Raw genomic sequence first — 16367 nt, forward strand, 5'->3', positions numbered from 1 at the left:
CTAACTTGCGGAGTCATTTTATTAAGGTGAACTGCAAGATTACTTTTTAAATAAATACTTCGATACAAGAATAATTCATAATGAGAAATATAGGAGGTAGGATTATGGGGAGAATAATAATTTTTACAGGCAAAGGTGGGGTTGGAAAAACAAGTACTGCAGCAGCACATGCAGTTAAGGCTGCTAAAGCCGGAAAGAAAACCCTTATTGTGAGTACTGATATGGCACATAACCTCAGTGACATATTCATGAGGGAAGTGAGAGAAGACCCGATTGAAATCATGGAAAACCTTGATTGCCTGGAAATTGACTCAAATTATGAAATGAACAGACACTATGAGCATATTTCAGCTGCATTCAAAAATATGATGGCATTTAAAAGTGAGGAAGATAGTGAGACCTTTGAAGATATTGTAGTATTTCCGGGTATCGAAGAGCTGTTTTCACTGCTTCGTATCAAGGAAGTGTATGACACAGGAGCTTATGACCTGATTATCGTGGATTGTGCTCCCACCGGAGAAACTCTGTCACTCCTAAAATTCCCCGAACTGTTTTCGTGGTATATGGAAAAGCTGTTTCCAATAGGCAAGGTAGCAATGAAAGTTTTAAGGCCTATTTCAAAGTCAGTATTCAAGTTGGATATGCCGGATTCCAAGGCCATGAACGATATCGAAAAACTTTACGTAAAATTGGGAGAGTTACAGGGACTGCTTAAGGATAGGGATATATGCAGTATCAGGCTGGTTACAATTCCCGAAAAGATGGTGGTAGAGGAAACAAAGAGAAATTATATGTACATGAACTTATATAACTTTAATGTTGACGGCTTGTACATTAACCGTATAATTCCCGATGATATAGATAATAAATTTTTTGATAGGTGGAAGTTGATTCAGGGAAATTATCTCAATGAGCTTGAGGCTGCCTTTTACAATATCCCAACCTATAAAATTAAATGGTATGAAGTAGATATAAATGGGATAGAAGGATTGGATAGAATAGTGGAAGATTCCCTGCGAGACGAAAATATATTTGAGGTCAACAAGAAGGTGGAGAGCGAGACTTTTGAAAAAACGGACACAGGTTATAGGCTAAAGGTTTATGTGCCGTTTACAAACAAACAGGATTTTGACCTTCTTGAATCGGGGACAGATATCATAATCAAAATCGGAAATTTTAAACGTAATATACCAATTCCCAATGTAATTAGGAAGTACTCCGTGAGGTCAGCCAAGTTTGAAGCGGAAGCCCTTTGTATAGATTTTGTCATAAAGGAGTGATTTTGTGTGAATAAAGAGTTTGTTAAAAAAATAATTAAGTCTGAAATATTAAGGTATGAGGCCTTTAAAGAAATTCTCCCTGAGGATGTTAAAAAGAAGTTGGAGGGCTTTGAAAAGGATGCTGTAAAGGTAATGAAGGATATTGCTCTTGAAATAATAACAGAAAACAGTAATAAGAAAGAAGGAGCGGAAAGGAAAGAGATTAAGAAAGTGTCTGTTGACTTTTCATAATTTTAATGGAGGTATAACAATATGAGGATTATTCTATATACAGGCAAGGGTGGAGTGGGTAAAACCAGTATAGCGGCTGCTACGGCATGTAAAATAGCTGAGGGCGGTAAACGTGTTTTGATAATAAGTACCGATCAGGCTCACAGTCTTGGGGATTCTTTTGATGTAAAGCTTTCCAATGTCCCGGCTATGCTGGCAGAAAACCTTTTTGCCATGGAAATTGATTCTATTCTTGAAAATGAGAAAGTATGGGGGAATATAAAAGGGTATATTGAAAGGCTCATGACCCTGAAGGGTGATAGTAATATAGAAACTGAGGAATTACTGGTGTTTCCGGGGTTTGATGAACTCCTGTCTCTTATAAGAATAAAAGAAATTTATGATGAGGGCAAATATGATGTTTTAATTGTAGATTGTGCACCAACAGGAGAGACAATGTCGCTTCTGAAGTTTCCTGATTTATTTAAGTGGTGGATGGAAAAACTGTTTCCCATTAAAAGAAAGGGAGCAAAGCTTGTAAAGCCGGTTATTGAGGCGACCATAAAGATTCCTGTTCCCGGTGATGAGACTTTCGATGAAATTGAAAGGCTATATTTAAAAATCCATGAATTGCATCAACTTATGCAGGACAAAGAAAAGGTAAGTATCCGTATAGTAACTACACCGGAAAAAATTGTTATTAAAGAGGCGAAGAGAAGCTTTTCATATTTACACCTTTTTGATTACAATGTGGATGGAATTATAATAAATAAGATATTTTCTAAGGAATCCCTGTCAGGATATTTTGAGAAATGGGATGACATTCAAACAAGCAGTATTAATGATATCCTTGAAAGCTTTAGTGGGATTCCCGTATTTAAACTTGAGCTTATGGACACTGAGCTTAGAGGATATGATGCTTTGAAAAAGGTTGGTGGATGTTTGTATCAAAATACTGACCCGATACAGGTTCTTTTCAAGGATAAAATATTTGATGTGGTGAAAGAAGACCAAGGCTATACTTTTTTAATTAGTATGCCATTTGTTGATAAAAAAGAACTGAAACTCCTCCAAAAGGGCGACGAGATTACCATCTCCATAAAGAATGAAAAAAGAAGTTTTATTTTACCTGTAAAGCTTCAATCCAAGGAAATTACAGGAGCGAAGTACAGTGATGGAAAATTGAATATTCATTTTGCATAATTATTTTCCGTGTGCTATATTTGGATGGGGTGAATACATTTGAATAAAAAAATTCTTTGCATTATAGGTGATTATTATCACGACCACGACATAGCATATGAAGCACTCAAAAAGGCAGTTGATATGTTGAATAAATCAGGCCCTCACACATTTGAACTTATTGATTCTGACGTAGATGGCCTTGAAAAAGCTTTGTTACGAAATCTTGACCTTGTTATATTGGGTAAGGAGAACAGAGTTAATCCCGCTGATGAATTAGTAAACAATTGGATGACATGCGATATTGAAAATAAGATTGTAGATTATGTAAATAACGGTGGAAGCTGGCTGGCATGGCATGCGGGTTTAGCTTTGTATAATAAAACAGGAGAGTACACAAAAATGCTGGGTGGATATTTTTTAAGCCATCCAAGTCAACACGAGATTGTAAGATATATTCCTAAAGAAAATAGCAGTGGAATCAGACTGAAGGAATCCTTTGAAGCAATAGATGAACACTATTTTGTAAAATATAATCTTGAAAGCAGTCTTGCATTCCTAGACAGCGAGTCCTCGTATGGTAAAGCTGAAGCAGGTTGGTCACGTGAATTCGGAGCCGGAAGAGTTTGCTGCCTTGCTCCCACCCATAGGGAAGAGGGACTCGCAAATAAATTGATGCTTGAAACTTTGGCCGCCTGTATCTCTTGGGGATGCAGACTGTGAATATATTTACTTTTTAGTAAGACAAAATACGGAGGTGTAGTACTTGTTAAACAATAATTTTATTTTAAACGGCAAAACAGCTAAAGCTTTATATGAAGGGCTTGCTAAAGATGCACCTGTATACGACTATCATTGCCACCTTTGTGCAAAAGATATTTATGAAGATGAGATTTTTACTGATATTTCGTCAATCTGGCTTGGATATGACCATTATAAATGGAGAACAATGCGTTTTGCCGGAGTACCTGAAGAATACATAACGGGAAACGGTGACGGACGCACCAAATTCAAAATGTGGGCAAAAACCTGTGAAAGGCTTATAGGAAGTCCTCTTTACCATTGGGCTAATATGGAGCTGGAGACTTACTTCGGAGTTAATGAAGTTCTGAAGGAAAGCAATGCAGATAAAATATATGACTACTGCAATGCAAAAATAAACGAGGATAAGCTTTCTCCCGTAAAGATGATACAGTCATCCAATGTAAAGCTCATATGTACTACGGACGACCCCATTGATTCCCTTGAATATCATTTTCTTTTGGGAAAGAACACTGACAAAGGATTTGCAGTTTTACCTACTTTCAGGCCGGATAACGCACTAAAGATACTAAACGATAATTTTGTTGAATACATAAAAAAACTTGAGTCTTCATCAAATATAAAGATTACAACTTATAAGGACTTATTAGCTGCTCTGAAAAACAGAATTGAATTTTTCAGACAGGCTGGCTGTGTTCTCTCGGACCATTCACTTGAAAGTCTTATTTATTTGCCTGGAGACTTTGATGAAGCAACCAATATATTCGAAAAGAAACTCAATGGAGCGCCTGTTTCCGTTGAGGAGGCAGAAAAATATAAGCTTTATACTCTATGTGTTTTAGCAGAAGCATATAAGGAAGCCGGATGGGCAATGCAGCTGCACATTGGAGCTATCAGAAGTACAAATGATTCTATGCTCAAAAAGGCCGGCGTTGACTCAGGGTTTGATATCATGAACGATTTCCAGATTGCTGAACCTTTGGCAAAGCTCCTTAATGATATGGATAAAAAGAATGCGCTGCCTAAGACAATATTGTATACACTAAATTCTAAGGATAATCTGGTTTTGGCATCTCTTCCACATTGCTTTACGGAGGATGGGGTTCCCGGAAAAGTACAGTTCGGTGCTGCATGGTGGTTCAATGACCACAAGGAAGGAATAACGGCACACCTTAAAGCTATTGCGGACCAGGGCATGTTGTCATATTTCGTAGGAATGCTGACTGACTCCAGAAGCTTTCTCTCTTATGTAAGGCATGATTACTTTAGGAGGATTCTATGTTCATTTGTCGGTGACCTTGTTGACAAGAGAGAGTTCGCCGATGATGCTGCAATACTTGAAGAAATTGTTGAGGGTATTTGCTACAAAAATATAGTAAGGTATCTGGGTTTATAAGTTTTTATAAAAGTCAAAGGGTTATTTTATCTTAATGCTTGGGATAAAATAACCCCCTTTTTCTATCTTTGAAAGTACTTCTAAGATAAAACCTCAGACAGCTTTTCCGGCTGTGTAACAGGTTCCATGCAGGAAAAGTTCCGGCAAACATATGCTGCAGTCTTACCATTTTGAGACTTATAGTCTCCGACGAAAGGAGCAATCTCAGTAAGCTCAGGCGATATATTTGATATGGTAACAGCAAAGGGCAAATATTTACGATTTAAGGTATCTACCATCTCTTTACTGTTTTCTCCTGTAATAACTATCTCAGAGGAATTATCAGAAACTGAATACATGTAGCTGGAAAGCATGTAACTATGTCCTGTTGGGGCTGCTTTAACCTGATTGTTGAAGAAATCCATTATGGCTTTTGCTCTGTTTTCATATTCATGATGGCCGGTTATTCGTGCTAATCTAAGAAGGTTCATTGCTGCAACGGAGTTTCCGGAAGGAATTGCACCATCATAGCTTTCCCTTGGCCTTGATATAAGTTGTTCAGAATCATGACCGTATAAAAACAGTGCTGCAGAATTATTTTCTCCAAAGAGATTTAACATGGCATCTGTCAATTTTAAGGCTCTTTTTAGATAAATTGTTGTAAAGGTAGCTTCATATAGTTCAAGCAATCCCCAGACAAGGAATGCGTAGTCTTCCAGATAAGCAGGAAACATTGCTTCTCCGTCACGGTAGCGTGCCAGCAAACGTCCGTCAGTTCTGATGAGTTTTTTATATATGAAGTCAACGCATCTTTTTGCGGTTTCAATGTACCTTTCTTCGCCGAAAATCCTGCCGCAATAAGCCATTGCTGCTATCATAAGCCCGTTCCAAGAGGTCAGAACCTTGTCATCTTTGTAGGGGTGAACCCTTTTTTCTCTGTGGTTAAAGAGCTTTTTCCTGCACTCCTCTGCAAAGCTTTTTTGCTGTTGGGATAGAGCGCCTGTTTCAATAAGGTTTGGTATGTTCAGACCTTCAAAGTTACCTGAGGGTGTTATATCGAATAAGTTGCAATACTCTTTTCCGTCCTTCTGCCCAAGAACTTTCATTACTTCTTCTTGGGACCAAATATAGAACTTGCCTTCAAAACCTTCTGAATCGGCATCTTCGGCAGAATAAAAAGCACCCAATTGAGAGGACATATCCCTTTGTACATAGTCAAGTATTTGTCGGGAGGTTTCTTCGTAGTTTTTGTTTCCGGTTGCAGAATAAGCCTCTCCATAAGCTATAGCCAGTAGTGCATTGTCATAGAGCATTTTTTCAAAATGTGGAACAAGCCACTTTTTGTCTGTTGAGTATCTGCTGAAGCCAAAGCCTATGTGGTCGAATATTCCCCCGTTTTTCATTGACTCAAGAGTCTTCTCAACCATTTCCAGTGCGAAGGGCTCTTTTTCTGTGTACCAGTATCTAAGCAAAAAGAGCAGTGTGTGGGGGGAGGGGAATTTGGGAGAGGTTCCGAAACCTCCATATTTAATGTCAAAATTATATTTAAAGTGTTTAAAGGCCTCGTGTATTATGTCTTTTGAAATTATAGTTTCATCAGAGCTTTCTTCATGACTTACATGCTCTATAATGTTTTTGGCTGATTCTAATAGACTTTCTCTTTTTAAGTCCCACGCTTCTTTTACTGAATCAAGCAGAGACATAAGCCCTATAGAGCCCTTGCTGTTATCCTTAGGGAAATATGTTCCGGCATAAAAGGGCTGCCTGTCGGGGGTCAGAAAAACTGTGAGAGGCCATCCGCCGTGGCCTGTTAAAGTCTGACACACTGACATATAAATGCTGTCAATGTCCGGTCTTTCTTCCCGGTCAACCTTTATACATATGAAATCCCGGTTTAATATGTGTGCTACTTCCTCATCCTCAAAGGACTCACGTTCCATTACATGGCACCAGTGACAAGTGCTGTAGCCTATTGACAGGAATATGGGTTTATCTTCACTGACAGCACGGGCAAAGGCTTCGGGACCCCAAGGATACCAGTCAACAGGATTGTGAGCATGTTGTAGGAGGTAGGGGGATTTTTCATGGATTAGTTTGTTTGTATATTTATGTTCAGACATTTTTTGTATCCTCTCTATTTAGTATAACTGTGTATCAGTTATAGTTATACCCAATGTAAATTAATAGTATCAATAACATATTGAATAACTGGTTGACTTATTTATTTGCAAAATGTACCATAGGCTTGTTAACGTTTCAAACAACGAATATACGGTTTTACAGTAATGCAGTGTCAGGAATTTGGAGGGGAAAACAATGAGTAATTTTGTACATATTTATTTTGAAACACGAAATCTTTTAGTACGTCAATATACGATGGAAGATTTGGACGGATTATATGAGGTTATGTCAAATCCCAAAGTTCACCAATTTACAAAAGACAAAAATCATCCCTGGGATAAACTTAAGACGCAACAGTACATTGAATTCTTTATAGATAAAAATTTTGTTACATTAGATTGTTTTCATGGTGCTATAATTGAAAAAGCAAGTAACAGGATAATTGGGTTAACCGGACTAAATCCATATAAGGAAAATGAACCTGAGATTGAGTGGAAACTCGGTGTTACCTATTGGAATAAAGGATATGCGACTGAAATTGGAAAAGAAATAGTAAAGGAAGCATTCCAGACATCAGACATCATTGGTATTTATGGAATGGCTGAACCAGAAAATATGGCCTCCAGAAGGGTGCTTCAGAAAATAGGCATGAAATATTTGGGCGTAAGTGAATTTAGAGACCAAAAAGATGCATTTTACTATATTGGAAGATTATAAGTTTAATAGAAGGTAAGTCCTTTAAATCTATTGCTTCCTTGATCGGAAAAGATCCTACAACTATTTCTAAGTAAGTTAAAAAGCACGTACAGTCGGTATAAAGGAGAAGGAAAATGGCATACGCAATAGTGGGGTATTTTGATTCTAAAACTGATTTATTTATTAAATCTATTTGGAAAGAGCTTGCTGATAATGATATATGCAATTACTTATATAACTCAGAAAACAACCCTCATATTAAGTTTTTAATGTTTGAGGAGTTAGAGCTTGATAACGTAGTACCAATTCTATATGATTTTACTCAAAAGCATAAAAAGATTGATGTACACTTAAAAAACTATGGTTTTTTCTCCAATGACACTCCCACTCTGTTTATTGATTTTTCTCCGTCAATTCAACTTCTTCAACTTGAGAGTGACATTCAAAACATATTTAAAAGTCATGGAAAAGCTTTTAACTTCAATTACTTTGACGAGAATATTTGGATGCCAAGTTGTCAATTAACTGTAAAAAACGAAAACTCTGCAATAAAGGAAGCAATAGAACTACTTTTAAATAAACCACTTCAGTTTAATGGTACGATTGAACGAATAGGAATTATTGAATTCCATCCTGCCAAACAATTAGTTTCCTATAGTTTGATTTAGTCAATTCGCATTCTTTATTTAATAAAAACTGGTATTATTTAACTATTGGCAGTAATGGTTAGAGTAAATATCTTCTGTTATATGCGTACATAGCACCATTGGCAAGTGCTGTAGCTGATACTCAAAATAATAGGCTTGTCTTCACTTGTGACCTGAGCAAAGGAGTGCATAGTGAACCAAGACTCTATTATTTGTATCATATGTTTAAATGTTGAATTTACGGTGTTATGCTTATTAGGGGAAGTTATGGTTTCCTTGCTAAATATAAATCAATCGTATCTTTTATCTCAATTTTACCGCCAAAATTATTTATTACATTTGACAATTCATTTTCAATTAAAATGCGAGTCTCCTCTGGCCTTGCCCTGTGGTCGGAGTTGGTATTAAGAAGTGACATATATTTAGGAGCGTCAAAGAACCTGGTTTGGTAATATAATTTATATCCAACATCAACAAACCCGTATTTCTTTATTGTTTCCGCAATTTCCAAGCATTTTTCTTCGCTGAATTTGTGAATCGAAGATTCATTGGTTGATTTATATTTATTGTAAACTTCCTGCATGGCAAAATCAAGTTCTGCGTCGGTTCGTGAAACATGATTCCAAAACAAGGCCATGACACCGCCACTTTTCAATAAGTTAAAGATCTTAGTATAGCCGACTTCTTGAGGAATCCAATGAAAAGCTGTTGCAGAGTAAATCAAATCATAATCATCCTTTTTAAGATTAGCACTTTCAAAATCGCTGTTTATAACATCAAAATTATGGAACTTTGCGAATTTCTCTTTAGAAAACTTAGCCATGTCTTCGCCCAGCTCAACGGCTGTAAGGTTACACCCCGTGTTTAAAAAAGGTAGTGTAGCCTGTCCGGTTCCGATACCGATTTCAAGAGCATTTTTATTGCTGTCCAAGTTCGAGAATTGTATAATATTTTCATATAATTCCTTTACATAGGTTGGGCGCATTTTATCATAATTTAATACGTCTTCATTAAATGTAAAACGTAAATCCATCTAAATTTCCCCCTTGATACAAAACTAAATATTTAAAACCCCATAATCGTTCACATTTTTCGTGTGTTTATCTCTACAGATTTTCATGTTTTTGAAATATTACCTGATACTTTATCATACCATTTTTGATAATAATAAATAATAGGAACAATGCAAAATATTACAAGGAAAAATTCAAATCGATTAATATTCAACCTATACAGTCCGAATTTTTCAAAAATAAACGGGCTAATGATAAATGCTTGCACTACATCTAGGATAATATTAGTTCCAACAAATAACCAAAACCTTGGGTAAGTAATATAAAATACGTAGATTGTTACAACAGGAAGAAATCCATACTCAAAAGATGAAACGTCAGTAAGAAAGAACACGTTGTTTGTAATTGTTAATGCTATTCTAAAATTGTACCACTTACCGGTAAAAAAATAGGCCACCTTAATCAAATTTTCCTGTATGATTTTGTTATCCAGACACTATCGTACAGGAGGAAAGGTATGATTAAGATGGCACAATTAGAAGATATCAGAAAAATGTACTTTATGGAAGACCTAAGTATCAGAGAAATAAGCCGCAGAACCGGAATTCACAGGGATACAATTTCAAAGTATTTATCTCTGGAGGAGACAAAACCTCCTAAATATAAGCTAACCAAAGAACGCAACCATCCTGTTTTAGGACCATATATACCAATGATTCGGCAAATTATCGAAGATGATAAGCAAAGGCATCGTAAACAACGGCATACCGGAACAAAAATATTTGGAATTTTAAGGCAAGAAGGCTTTAGCGGTGGTTACAACACTGTTTCTGACTTTCTCAGGCAGGAATACAGAAAACAAAAAGAAGCATTTCTTCCGTTGGAATTTGAGCTCGGAACTTATGCGGAAGTAGATTGGACAGAGGCATATTTCTATCTGAACGGTAAGGAAACAAAGGCTCATATTTTTGTTATGAAATTGAGAGGCTCTGGAGGCTTCTATGTAAGGGCATATCCCTTTGAGAAGCAGGAGGCATTCTTTGACGGACATATTAAATGTTTTGAGTTTATGAAGGGTGTACCCTACAAGATAGCCTATGACAATTTAAAAACAGCAGTTAAGAAGGTACTTCAGGGCAGTAATCGGGAAGAACAGGAGCAATTCATATCTCTTCGCACTCATTACCTTTATGAATCTACATTCTGCAGACCTGCTAGGGGTAATGAAAAAGGCGGAGTAGAAAATGCAGGTAAAGAAGTAGTCAGAAGATTCTTTGTACCTTATCCGGATGTAAATTCCTTTGAGGAATTAAATCATTACTTACATAATGAATGTATTAAGCTATTAGAGAAAAACTCAAAATGGGAAGCTGAAAAATCCGCATTAAGGCCATTGCCCACAGTAAGGTTTGATGGAGCAAGGTATAAAGAGGCTAAAGTTAACCGATATTCAATGATACAATTTGAAACCAACCGCTACTCCGTCCCTACTTCATATGTTGGAGAAAAGGTGACAGTTAGGGCAACTGCTGAAGAGATTAAAATTATCTCAAAAGGCTCTACAATCGCAGAACATTTCAGAATACATGGCCGCAATAAGGATAGTATCATACTGGATCACTATCTGGAACTTTTGCTTTTCAAATCTCGAGCATTAGGAAATACAAAAGTATACAACCCTCAGACACTTCCCCCTATCTATGAACAATATCGCCGCTGCCTGTTAGCAAGGAATCCCAGAGGTAACCGGGAATTTGTAAAAATACTTATGCTCCATAGAGATTACCATCCTTCACAGGTAACTGAAGCTATTGAAATAGCAATGGAATACAATGTTTACGGATATGACGGGGTACTTAACATACTGGGGCAGACATTGGTTTTAAGCCATAAAGCAGATCCCATTAACAAGGACAAGCTTCAGAGCATTCCGGAAGTTATTGTAACACCTCCTAATCTTGATAAATATAGCATACTGATGACAGGGGGTGATCATTAATGGCCGTTAACAAAATGCTTCTAGAAGCATATTTTAAAAAACTAAAAATGCCTCAGGCTGCCAAGATCTACGAGTCTTTAGCGAGAGAAGCCGCAGATAACAATCTTGATTATGAGGGTTACTTGTTAGGAGTATTGGAACAGGAAGTTCACCAGAGAGAAAACAACCGTATTCAAAGAGGCATACGTCAGGCATGCTTTCCAGTAATTAAAACACTTGAAAGTTTTGATTTTAAAGTAATCCCGTCCCTACGCAAGCCCAAAATATTGAAGTTAATGCAGGGGGAGTATATTGGGAACAGGGAAAACATAATACTTGTAGGTAGCTCTGGTGTAGGTAAAACACATATTGCAACGGCTCTAGGTTATGAAGCCTGCCGTCAGGGTATGAGAGTAAAATTCTATACGGCAGCAGGATTGATAAACGAATTACTTGCAGCACAACAGGAATATCGTTTAAACAAGCTTGAAAAACAGTGGTTGGGGCCACATTTAGTTATTCTGGATGAATTGGGATATGTACCATTCAGTAAGGTAGGTGCGGAATTGCTGTTTCAGTTTTGTTCTTCCCGATATGAAAGAGGTAGTCTAATCATAACTACAAATTTGGAATTTCCAAAATGGACGGAGGTGTTGGGAGATGAACAAATGACTGCGGCTTTATTGGATCGGATAACCCATAATGCCCATATATTAAATATTAATGGTGACAGTTATCGGTTTAAACAGGCCCTTGCCAAACAGACTGAGAATGTTTAAATTTTTATGTATAGGTGGCCTAAAATTTGACCAGCAAGTGGCCTAAATTTCGATTGACATTAACAGTAATGGTCCACCAGTTCCATATGTGAGCCATTTGGAATAAAATTGTGTCCAAGAGTGCAGTAAAGAATGCAACCGATAAAAATTTACTAAATTTTCTTTTGTCTATAAATATGAGTAAAAACCAAGGTGCTATTAACAATAGCCATGAAAGAATCTGTGCCACTACACTTCACTCCTATATTTTTTTTATTTTTTATAGCAATCAATAGGTATTCCTATACTATTATTTGATATAAAGGATTTATATATTCAGATTTTATTTTCGGGTATAATTACATTTATTAATAAAAATTATTGAGTGTAGAAAAAATTGCCATATCAATTAGGGAGGGTTTATGAACAAAATAGCCATAGAGTTGGGGAAAATAATTGAAATATACAAGAATGACTTTTCAGGACTTGATGAACAAATAACGTCACTCAGAATTTCGCAGGACAAATGGACTCTAAAAGAAATAGTAGGACACTTGATTGATTCTGCATCAAACAATCACCAACGCTTTATAAGATTTCAACTATCGGAAGTACTTGAATTTCCTGATTATAAAAATAGTGAGTGGCTAAGAGTCCAAAAGCACCAAAATATGAAATTCTCAGAACTTCTTTTGTTGTTTTATTATTATAATAAGTTAATAATAAATATTCTCTTGAATTTAGATGAAAAGTGCTTGGAGAATAGGTGGAATATCAATTGGGATGAAGATTCTCAATACATAACTTTCGAAAGCTTATTAAACCACTATGTTAATCATATGAAAAGCCATCTTACCCACTTTAGAGAGAGATTGAGTGAATTGGAATATCTTCATGTGGATACCTGAAGAATCCGTTAAAAACAGCAAAGGACTGCCCTCAATGTAAGAAAGGCAGTCCTCAACTTTATTCACTGTCATAAGCTTCTAAAGCTACAGGCAATGCCTGTATAACAGCATTTCCAACAGCGGGGAGCCCCACCAATATGCTGCTGATTATTTCATTTCTTGTCGCACCACTTGCCTTTGCCATTTTCACATGGAAGGGCAATCCGCTCTCAAGTCGTATAGCCGCTAAAACGGCGATATAAGCAAGTTCTTCCGTTTTGTGGTCCAATGCGCTTGCTGAGTCTAATTTTTGAATGGTTTCCATCCAAGCCTTATGGACTTCGGGTGTTTCTTTTGAAAAGGTTTCAAATGCGTTACTGACATTCATAAATAATACCTCCTTATAGTGTTTTAAAGAATTTCTTTAGCTTTTGTTTTGTGCTGTCTTCCAAAAATCTATAAGGCACTCCCTCTATTGCGCCTTGTATACCATAGAGCATGTGTAGACATGCTCCGTGGTCGACACATGCACGAATGCGAATAAAAGTATCTTCTGCGCCTATCTCTCGAAGCTGCTCCGGAGTTTCTATTCCCACTTGCACTAAATTGTTTTCTAACACCTTACCAACATTGGGCAAATGTGATAATGCACCCATAGAACCATCCCCTTTTCATGCAAAGTGTTCAGACCAGGCGGGTAATTTCTTCATCATGGCCTCAGCCATTTTCAATGCTACATTTTTATCTAATCCTTGTGTTTTTATGATAAAGCTCGTCAGCGAACTTCTTTTTTCTTCAAAAGACTGCATTGACCCATCTGGACGGGAACAATGAACACAATAATCTTTTGAACTGTCGTTCATTGCATATTCTGTTATGTCATTCATAGGCATACCGCAAGCAATACATGTTTTCATTTCCATTCCTCCTCGTATTATTGTGAAATGAGTGTAACAAAGGTGTTTATTAATTCATCCCCGCAACAATCCAGAACCGATGCACCAGGGGCAAATAAGTCGGCATTTTGCAGATAATAGTGTAATATAGCAATCCACGTATTGAATAGCATATGCAAGGGGATTTTTTTTATAAGCCCCGCTTTCTGCCCTTGTTCAATCACAGTGCTAAAATGCCAGGACATTGCTGATTGCAGAGAAATAATTATTTCCCTTGCTTCATTTGGCAAGGATGCAATTTCCAGAATCATTTTTTTATAGAATTCTTCATACTTATGCAGGACATTAATATGAGCATGGAGCAATTCTGAAATATCTTCGCTTGTTGTAGAAAGGCCGTGTAGCTTTTTTAAAACTTCTTTTGCAAATCGCTCTAATACATGGAGCTGCAATACTTCTTTCGTAGGAAAGTGAACGAAGATTGCACCATGAGAGACCCCAGCCTCTTGAGCGATTATATTTGTGGGCGTAGAAAATCCATTTACTGCATATATACGAAATGCCGTATTCATAATCCGCTGTCGAGTAAGTTCTTTTTGTTCTTGACGCTTTGTTTGTGACAATTCAATGACCTCCAACTCAATGAGTATACACATAATGTAAATCTTTTTATGAGGTTTGTCAAGAGAAAGTAGATAGCCGGGCAATTTGCCGGCGTTTTTATAAATGCTTATGGAAAGCTTACTTGACATTTTTGCTCAGTAGTACTATACTCAAAATGTAAAGTTAACTTTCCATTAGAGTATAAAGGAGACTGAGCTTGAAAAACAGATTGGAGCAAATCAGAAAGCAGCGAGGAATAAGTCAGGAAGAACTTGCAAGAGTTCTAGAAGTATCAAGGCAAACAATCGGGTCGCTGGAAAATGGACGATACAATCCATCTATAATTCTAGCGTTTAAGATTGCCATATACTTTAAAATGAATATTGAAGAAATTTTTATTTATGAGGAGGATAATTAATGTGAAAAAGAACACATGGTCATATTTAATAATAATTTTAGGCTTGATACTCCTTGGAACAGGACTATACCTTATAAAAACTATTGCAGACCCACAGGGTATTATGCGAGCCTTACCATATGTTTGCGTTGGACTTGGCTGTGGGATTTTCGGTCATGGAATGGGAAATAACATCAGTCGTAAAGCTATAAAAAACAATCCCGATATTGAAAAGCGGTTGGAGATAGACCGGAATGATGAACGAAACATAGCGATTGGTAATCGAGCAAAAGCAAAAGCCTATGATATGATGATATTTGTATTCGGGTCATTATTGATTTCATTTGCTTTAATGGGTATTGACATGATTACAGTTCTGCTTATGGTATTCGCATATCTTTTTGTTGCCGTATATGGAATTTATTACCGATGCAAATATGATAAAGAAATGTAGAAATCAATAATTAATATTAATTTTGCCCATAACTAATTTAAAAGTTATGGGCAAAAGTTAATATATTTGCAAAAATGTACAATTCCTATTTAGCTAATTCTATTTTGGACTTCTTTGCTCCAAATAATAATTCTTTTACATTTTCAATTTTAATTACTTTGTCAAAGGAAGTGCTTAGTTTGTATTCGCCGGTACTTTTGTCAAAACCTTCACTACCGCCACCTATTATAGGAATAACCGACCCATCATTGTATTTAACGCCTTTAAAGGATAGTGGTTCTAGAGTCTCTAATTTATCTAAGTCAACTTTTTCTGCTTTTTCCATGGATTTAATATCTTCTCCGTCAAAGTAAATTGTCATTGATAAAGGTGAAAGTTCAACTCTTTTTACTAATACATTATAACCGGATAAATTGCATTTTTTGTTTATGTCAAAATTCTTGGTTGAGTCCTTAAATGACGTTTTCCAGGTTAGCGTCCAATCCCCGTTCAAAACGGTATACATATCAAGCTTCTTTGCATCAGCCTGTAAATTCTTAAAGTGAATAGAGAATTCCTTCTCGTTGAAATCTATATCTTTTTTAATCCAGATTTCGTAATACCTTTTATTTGTTATTTCAGGTTCTTGGGTAACGCTCATAAATCCGTGGCTTGAGCTGTAAGAATAATCTTTTTGCCCGGAAACATCAAACTCACACTCTTCAAATAAATTTGTATCGGTCAATTTTATATCTTTTGGTGCCGTAACTTCCAGTAAAGTATAAAAGTAGGTCTTATCCTGTAAGGTTTGCACAAGACTAATTGTGAGACCATTATCCGTTACTGATGATTTAGCTTGCTGTGTTACTTCTTTTTCAATTAAATTATTCTGTTGCTCTTTATCGGCGCCAAATATTTCTGCTAACTTTTGATTCCATTGAAATAAACCTGAAGCCATAGCAGTGAAACTTCCAAGGGCTAATACTGCTACTAATGCAAGTACAGCAATACGTTTTCTTGATAATCCTTTATGTTTTACTGCAGTAATTTCATCTAATGCAGTTTCTATTTTATTATGAAACCTTGTTGGTACCTCCGGAAATTCTTTTTTCCAATCATTCCTTTGCAT

General features: G+C 36.5%; 20 protein-coding genes. 12 read left to right on the plus strand and 8 right to left on the minus strand.

From position 1 onward, the window contains the following. The first annotated feature begins 104 nt into the window (after positions 1–104). The 5 genes from P0092_RS01170 to uxaC are packed head-to-tail and all read left to right on the plus strand — an operon-like array spanning position 105 to position 4830. A complete protein-coding gene (locus P0092_RS01170; protein ID WP_004619332.1) occupies positions 105–1280 on the plus strand; it encodes an ArsA family ATPase in 1176 nt (391 codons plus the stop codon). Positions 1281–1286: 6 nt separating this feature from the next. After that, positions 1287–1511: a hypothetical protein gene (locus tag P0092_RS01175; RefSeq protein ID WP_004619335.1), complete on the plus strand. Its 225-nt coding sequence runs from the start codon at positions 1287–1289 to the stop codon at positions 1509–1511. 21 nt (positions 1512–1532) lie between these two features. Beyond that, complete coding sequence (locus tag P0092_RS01180) at positions 1533–2693, plus strand: ArsA family ATPase (RefSeq protein WP_004619337.1); 1161 nt, start codon at positions 1533–1535, stop codon at positions 2691–2693. A gap of 39 nt (positions 2694–2732) precedes the next feature. Beyond that, a complete protein-coding gene (locus P0092_RS01185) occupies positions 2733–3395 on the plus strand; it encodes a ThuA domain-containing protein (RefSeq protein ID WP_004619339.1) in 663 nt (220 codons plus the stop codon). Positions 3396–3438: 43 nt separating this feature from the next. Beyond that, positions 3439–4830, plus strand: a complete 1392-nt coding sequence (uxaC, locus tag P0092_RS01190) for a glucuronate isomerase (RefSeq protein ID WP_004619341.1) — start codon at positions 3439–3441, stop codon at positions 4828–4830. 80 nt (positions 4831–4910) lie between these two features. Here uxaC and P0092_RS01195 read toward each other — a convergent pair whose 3' ends face one another. Further along, positions 4911–6929, minus strand: coding sequence for a thioredoxin domain-containing protein (locus tag P0092_RS01195; protein WP_004619343.1), 2019 nt, complete (start codon positions 6927–6929; stop codon positions 4911–4913). Positions 6930–7125: 196 nt separating this feature from the next. On the opposite strand from P0092_RS01195, the gene P0092_RS01200 reads away from it, so the two are divergent. After that, positions 7126–7647: a GNAT family N-acetyltransferase gene (locus P0092_RS01200; RefSeq protein ID WP_004619344.1), complete on the plus strand. Its 522-nt coding sequence runs from the start codon at positions 7126–7128 to the stop codon at positions 7645–7647. 113 nt (positions 7648–7760) lie between these two features. Then, entirely contained in the window at positions 7761–8294 is a 534-nt protein-coding gene (locus P0092_RS01205) for a 2'-5' RNA ligase family protein (RefSeq protein WP_004619345.1), read from the plus strand. Between the two features lie 77 nt (positions 8295–8371). Here the strand turns inward: P0092_RS01205 and P0092_RS22090 are convergent, their stop codons facing one another. Then, the gene (locus P0092_RS22090; RefSeq protein ID WP_081580250.1) at positions 8372–8494 is read right to left on the minus strand and encodes a DUF255 domain-containing protein; all 123 of its coding nucleotides are present in this window, start codon (positions 8492–8494) and stop codon (positions 8372–8374) included. A gap of 44 nt (positions 8495–8538) precedes the next feature. Next, positions 8539–9306: a class I SAM-dependent methyltransferase gene (locus P0092_RS01210; protein ID WP_004619346.1), complete on the minus strand. Its 768-nt coding sequence runs from the start codon at positions 9304–9306 to the stop codon at positions 8539–8541. Positions 9307–9803: 497 nt separating this feature from the next. On the opposite strand from P0092_RS01210, the gene istA reads away from it, so the two are divergent. The 3 genes from istA to P0092_RS01225 all read left to right on the plus strand — a co-directional run bounded on the left by istA (position 9804) and on the right by P0092_RS01225 (position 12930). Then, entirely contained in the window at positions 9804–11285 is a 1482-nt protein-coding gene (istA, locus tag P0092_RS01215; protein WP_004616428.1) for an IS21 family transposase, read from the plus strand. Then, positions 11285–12043: an IS21-like element helper ATPase IstB gene (istB, locus tag P0092_RS01220; RefSeq protein WP_004616432.1), complete on the plus strand. Its 759-nt coding sequence runs from the start codon at positions 11285–11287 to the stop codon at positions 12041–12043. The genes istA and istB overlap by 1 nt, the downstream gene beginning before the upstream one ends. Positions 12044–12444: 401 nt before the next feature. Then, positions 12445–12930: a hypothetical protein gene (locus tag P0092_RS01225; RefSeq protein WP_004619630.1), complete on the plus strand. Its 486-nt coding sequence runs from the start codon at positions 12445–12447 to the stop codon at positions 12928–12930. Between the two features lie 58 nt (positions 12931–12988). Here P0092_RS01225 and P0092_RS01230 read toward each other — a convergent pair whose 3' ends face one another. Genes P0092_RS01230 through P0092_RS01245 form a run of 4 tightly spaced genes read right to left on the minus strand, consistent with a single transcriptional unit; the run spans position 12989 to position 14428 of the window. After that, positions 12989–13297 carry a carboxymuconolactone decarboxylase family protein gene (locus P0092_RS01230; RefSeq protein ID WP_004619632.1) on the minus strand — a complete coding sequence of 103 codons (309 nt, stop codon included), beginning with the start codon at positions 13295–13297 and terminating at the stop codon, positions 12989–12991. Between the two features lie 13 nt (positions 13298–13310). Next, positions 13311–13565, minus strand: coding sequence for a TfoX/Sxy family DNA transformation protein (locus P0092_RS01235; protein WP_004619633.1), 255 nt, complete (start codon positions 13563–13565; stop codon positions 13311–13313). A 15-nt stretch (positions 13566–13580) separates the two neighbouring features. Beyond that, positions 13581–13826: a zinc ribbon domain-containing protein gene (locus P0092_RS01240; RefSeq protein ID WP_004619636.1), complete on the minus strand. Its 246-nt coding sequence runs from the start codon at positions 13824–13826 to the stop codon at positions 13581–13583. Positions 13827–13843: 17 nt separating this feature from the next. Next, entirely contained in the window at positions 13844–14428 is a 585-nt protein-coding gene (locus P0092_RS01245) for a TetR/AcrR family transcriptional regulator (protein ID WP_040758919.1), read from the minus strand. Positions 14429–14625: 197 nt separating this feature from the next. Here P0092_RS01245 and P0092_RS01250 point away from each other — a divergent pair, with 197 nt between their 5' ends. Both P0092_RS01250 and P0092_RS01255 read left to right on the plus strand, forming a co-directional pair. Next, positions 14626–14826 (plus strand): helix-turn-helix transcriptional regulator, encoded by a 201-nt coding sequence (locus P0092_RS01250; RefSeq protein WP_004619640.1) that lies wholly within the window; start codon positions 14626–14628, stop codon positions 14824–14826. Position 14827: 1 nt separating this feature from the next. Continuing rightward, the gene (locus tag P0092_RS01255) at positions 14828–15259 is read left to right on the plus strand and encodes a DUF6442 family protein (protein WP_004619642.1); all 432 of its coding nucleotides are present in this window, start codon (positions 14828–14830) and stop codon (positions 15257–15259) included. Between the two features lie 85 nt (positions 15260–15344). On the opposite strand, the gene P0092_RS01260 is transcribed toward P0092_RS01255, so the two are convergent. Continuing rightward, positions 15345–16367 (minus strand): DUF4179 domain-containing protein, encoded by a 1023-nt coding sequence (locus P0092_RS01260; RefSeq protein ID WP_004619644.1) that lies wholly within the window; start codon positions 16365–16367, stop codon positions 15345–15347.

This window comes from Ruminiclostridium papyrosolvens DSM 2782 (assembly GCF_029318685.1).
In the GTDB taxonomy this organism is placed as follows: Bacteria; Bacillota; Clostridia; order Acetivibrionales; family DSM-1351; genus Ruminiclostridium; species Ruminiclostridium papyrosolvens.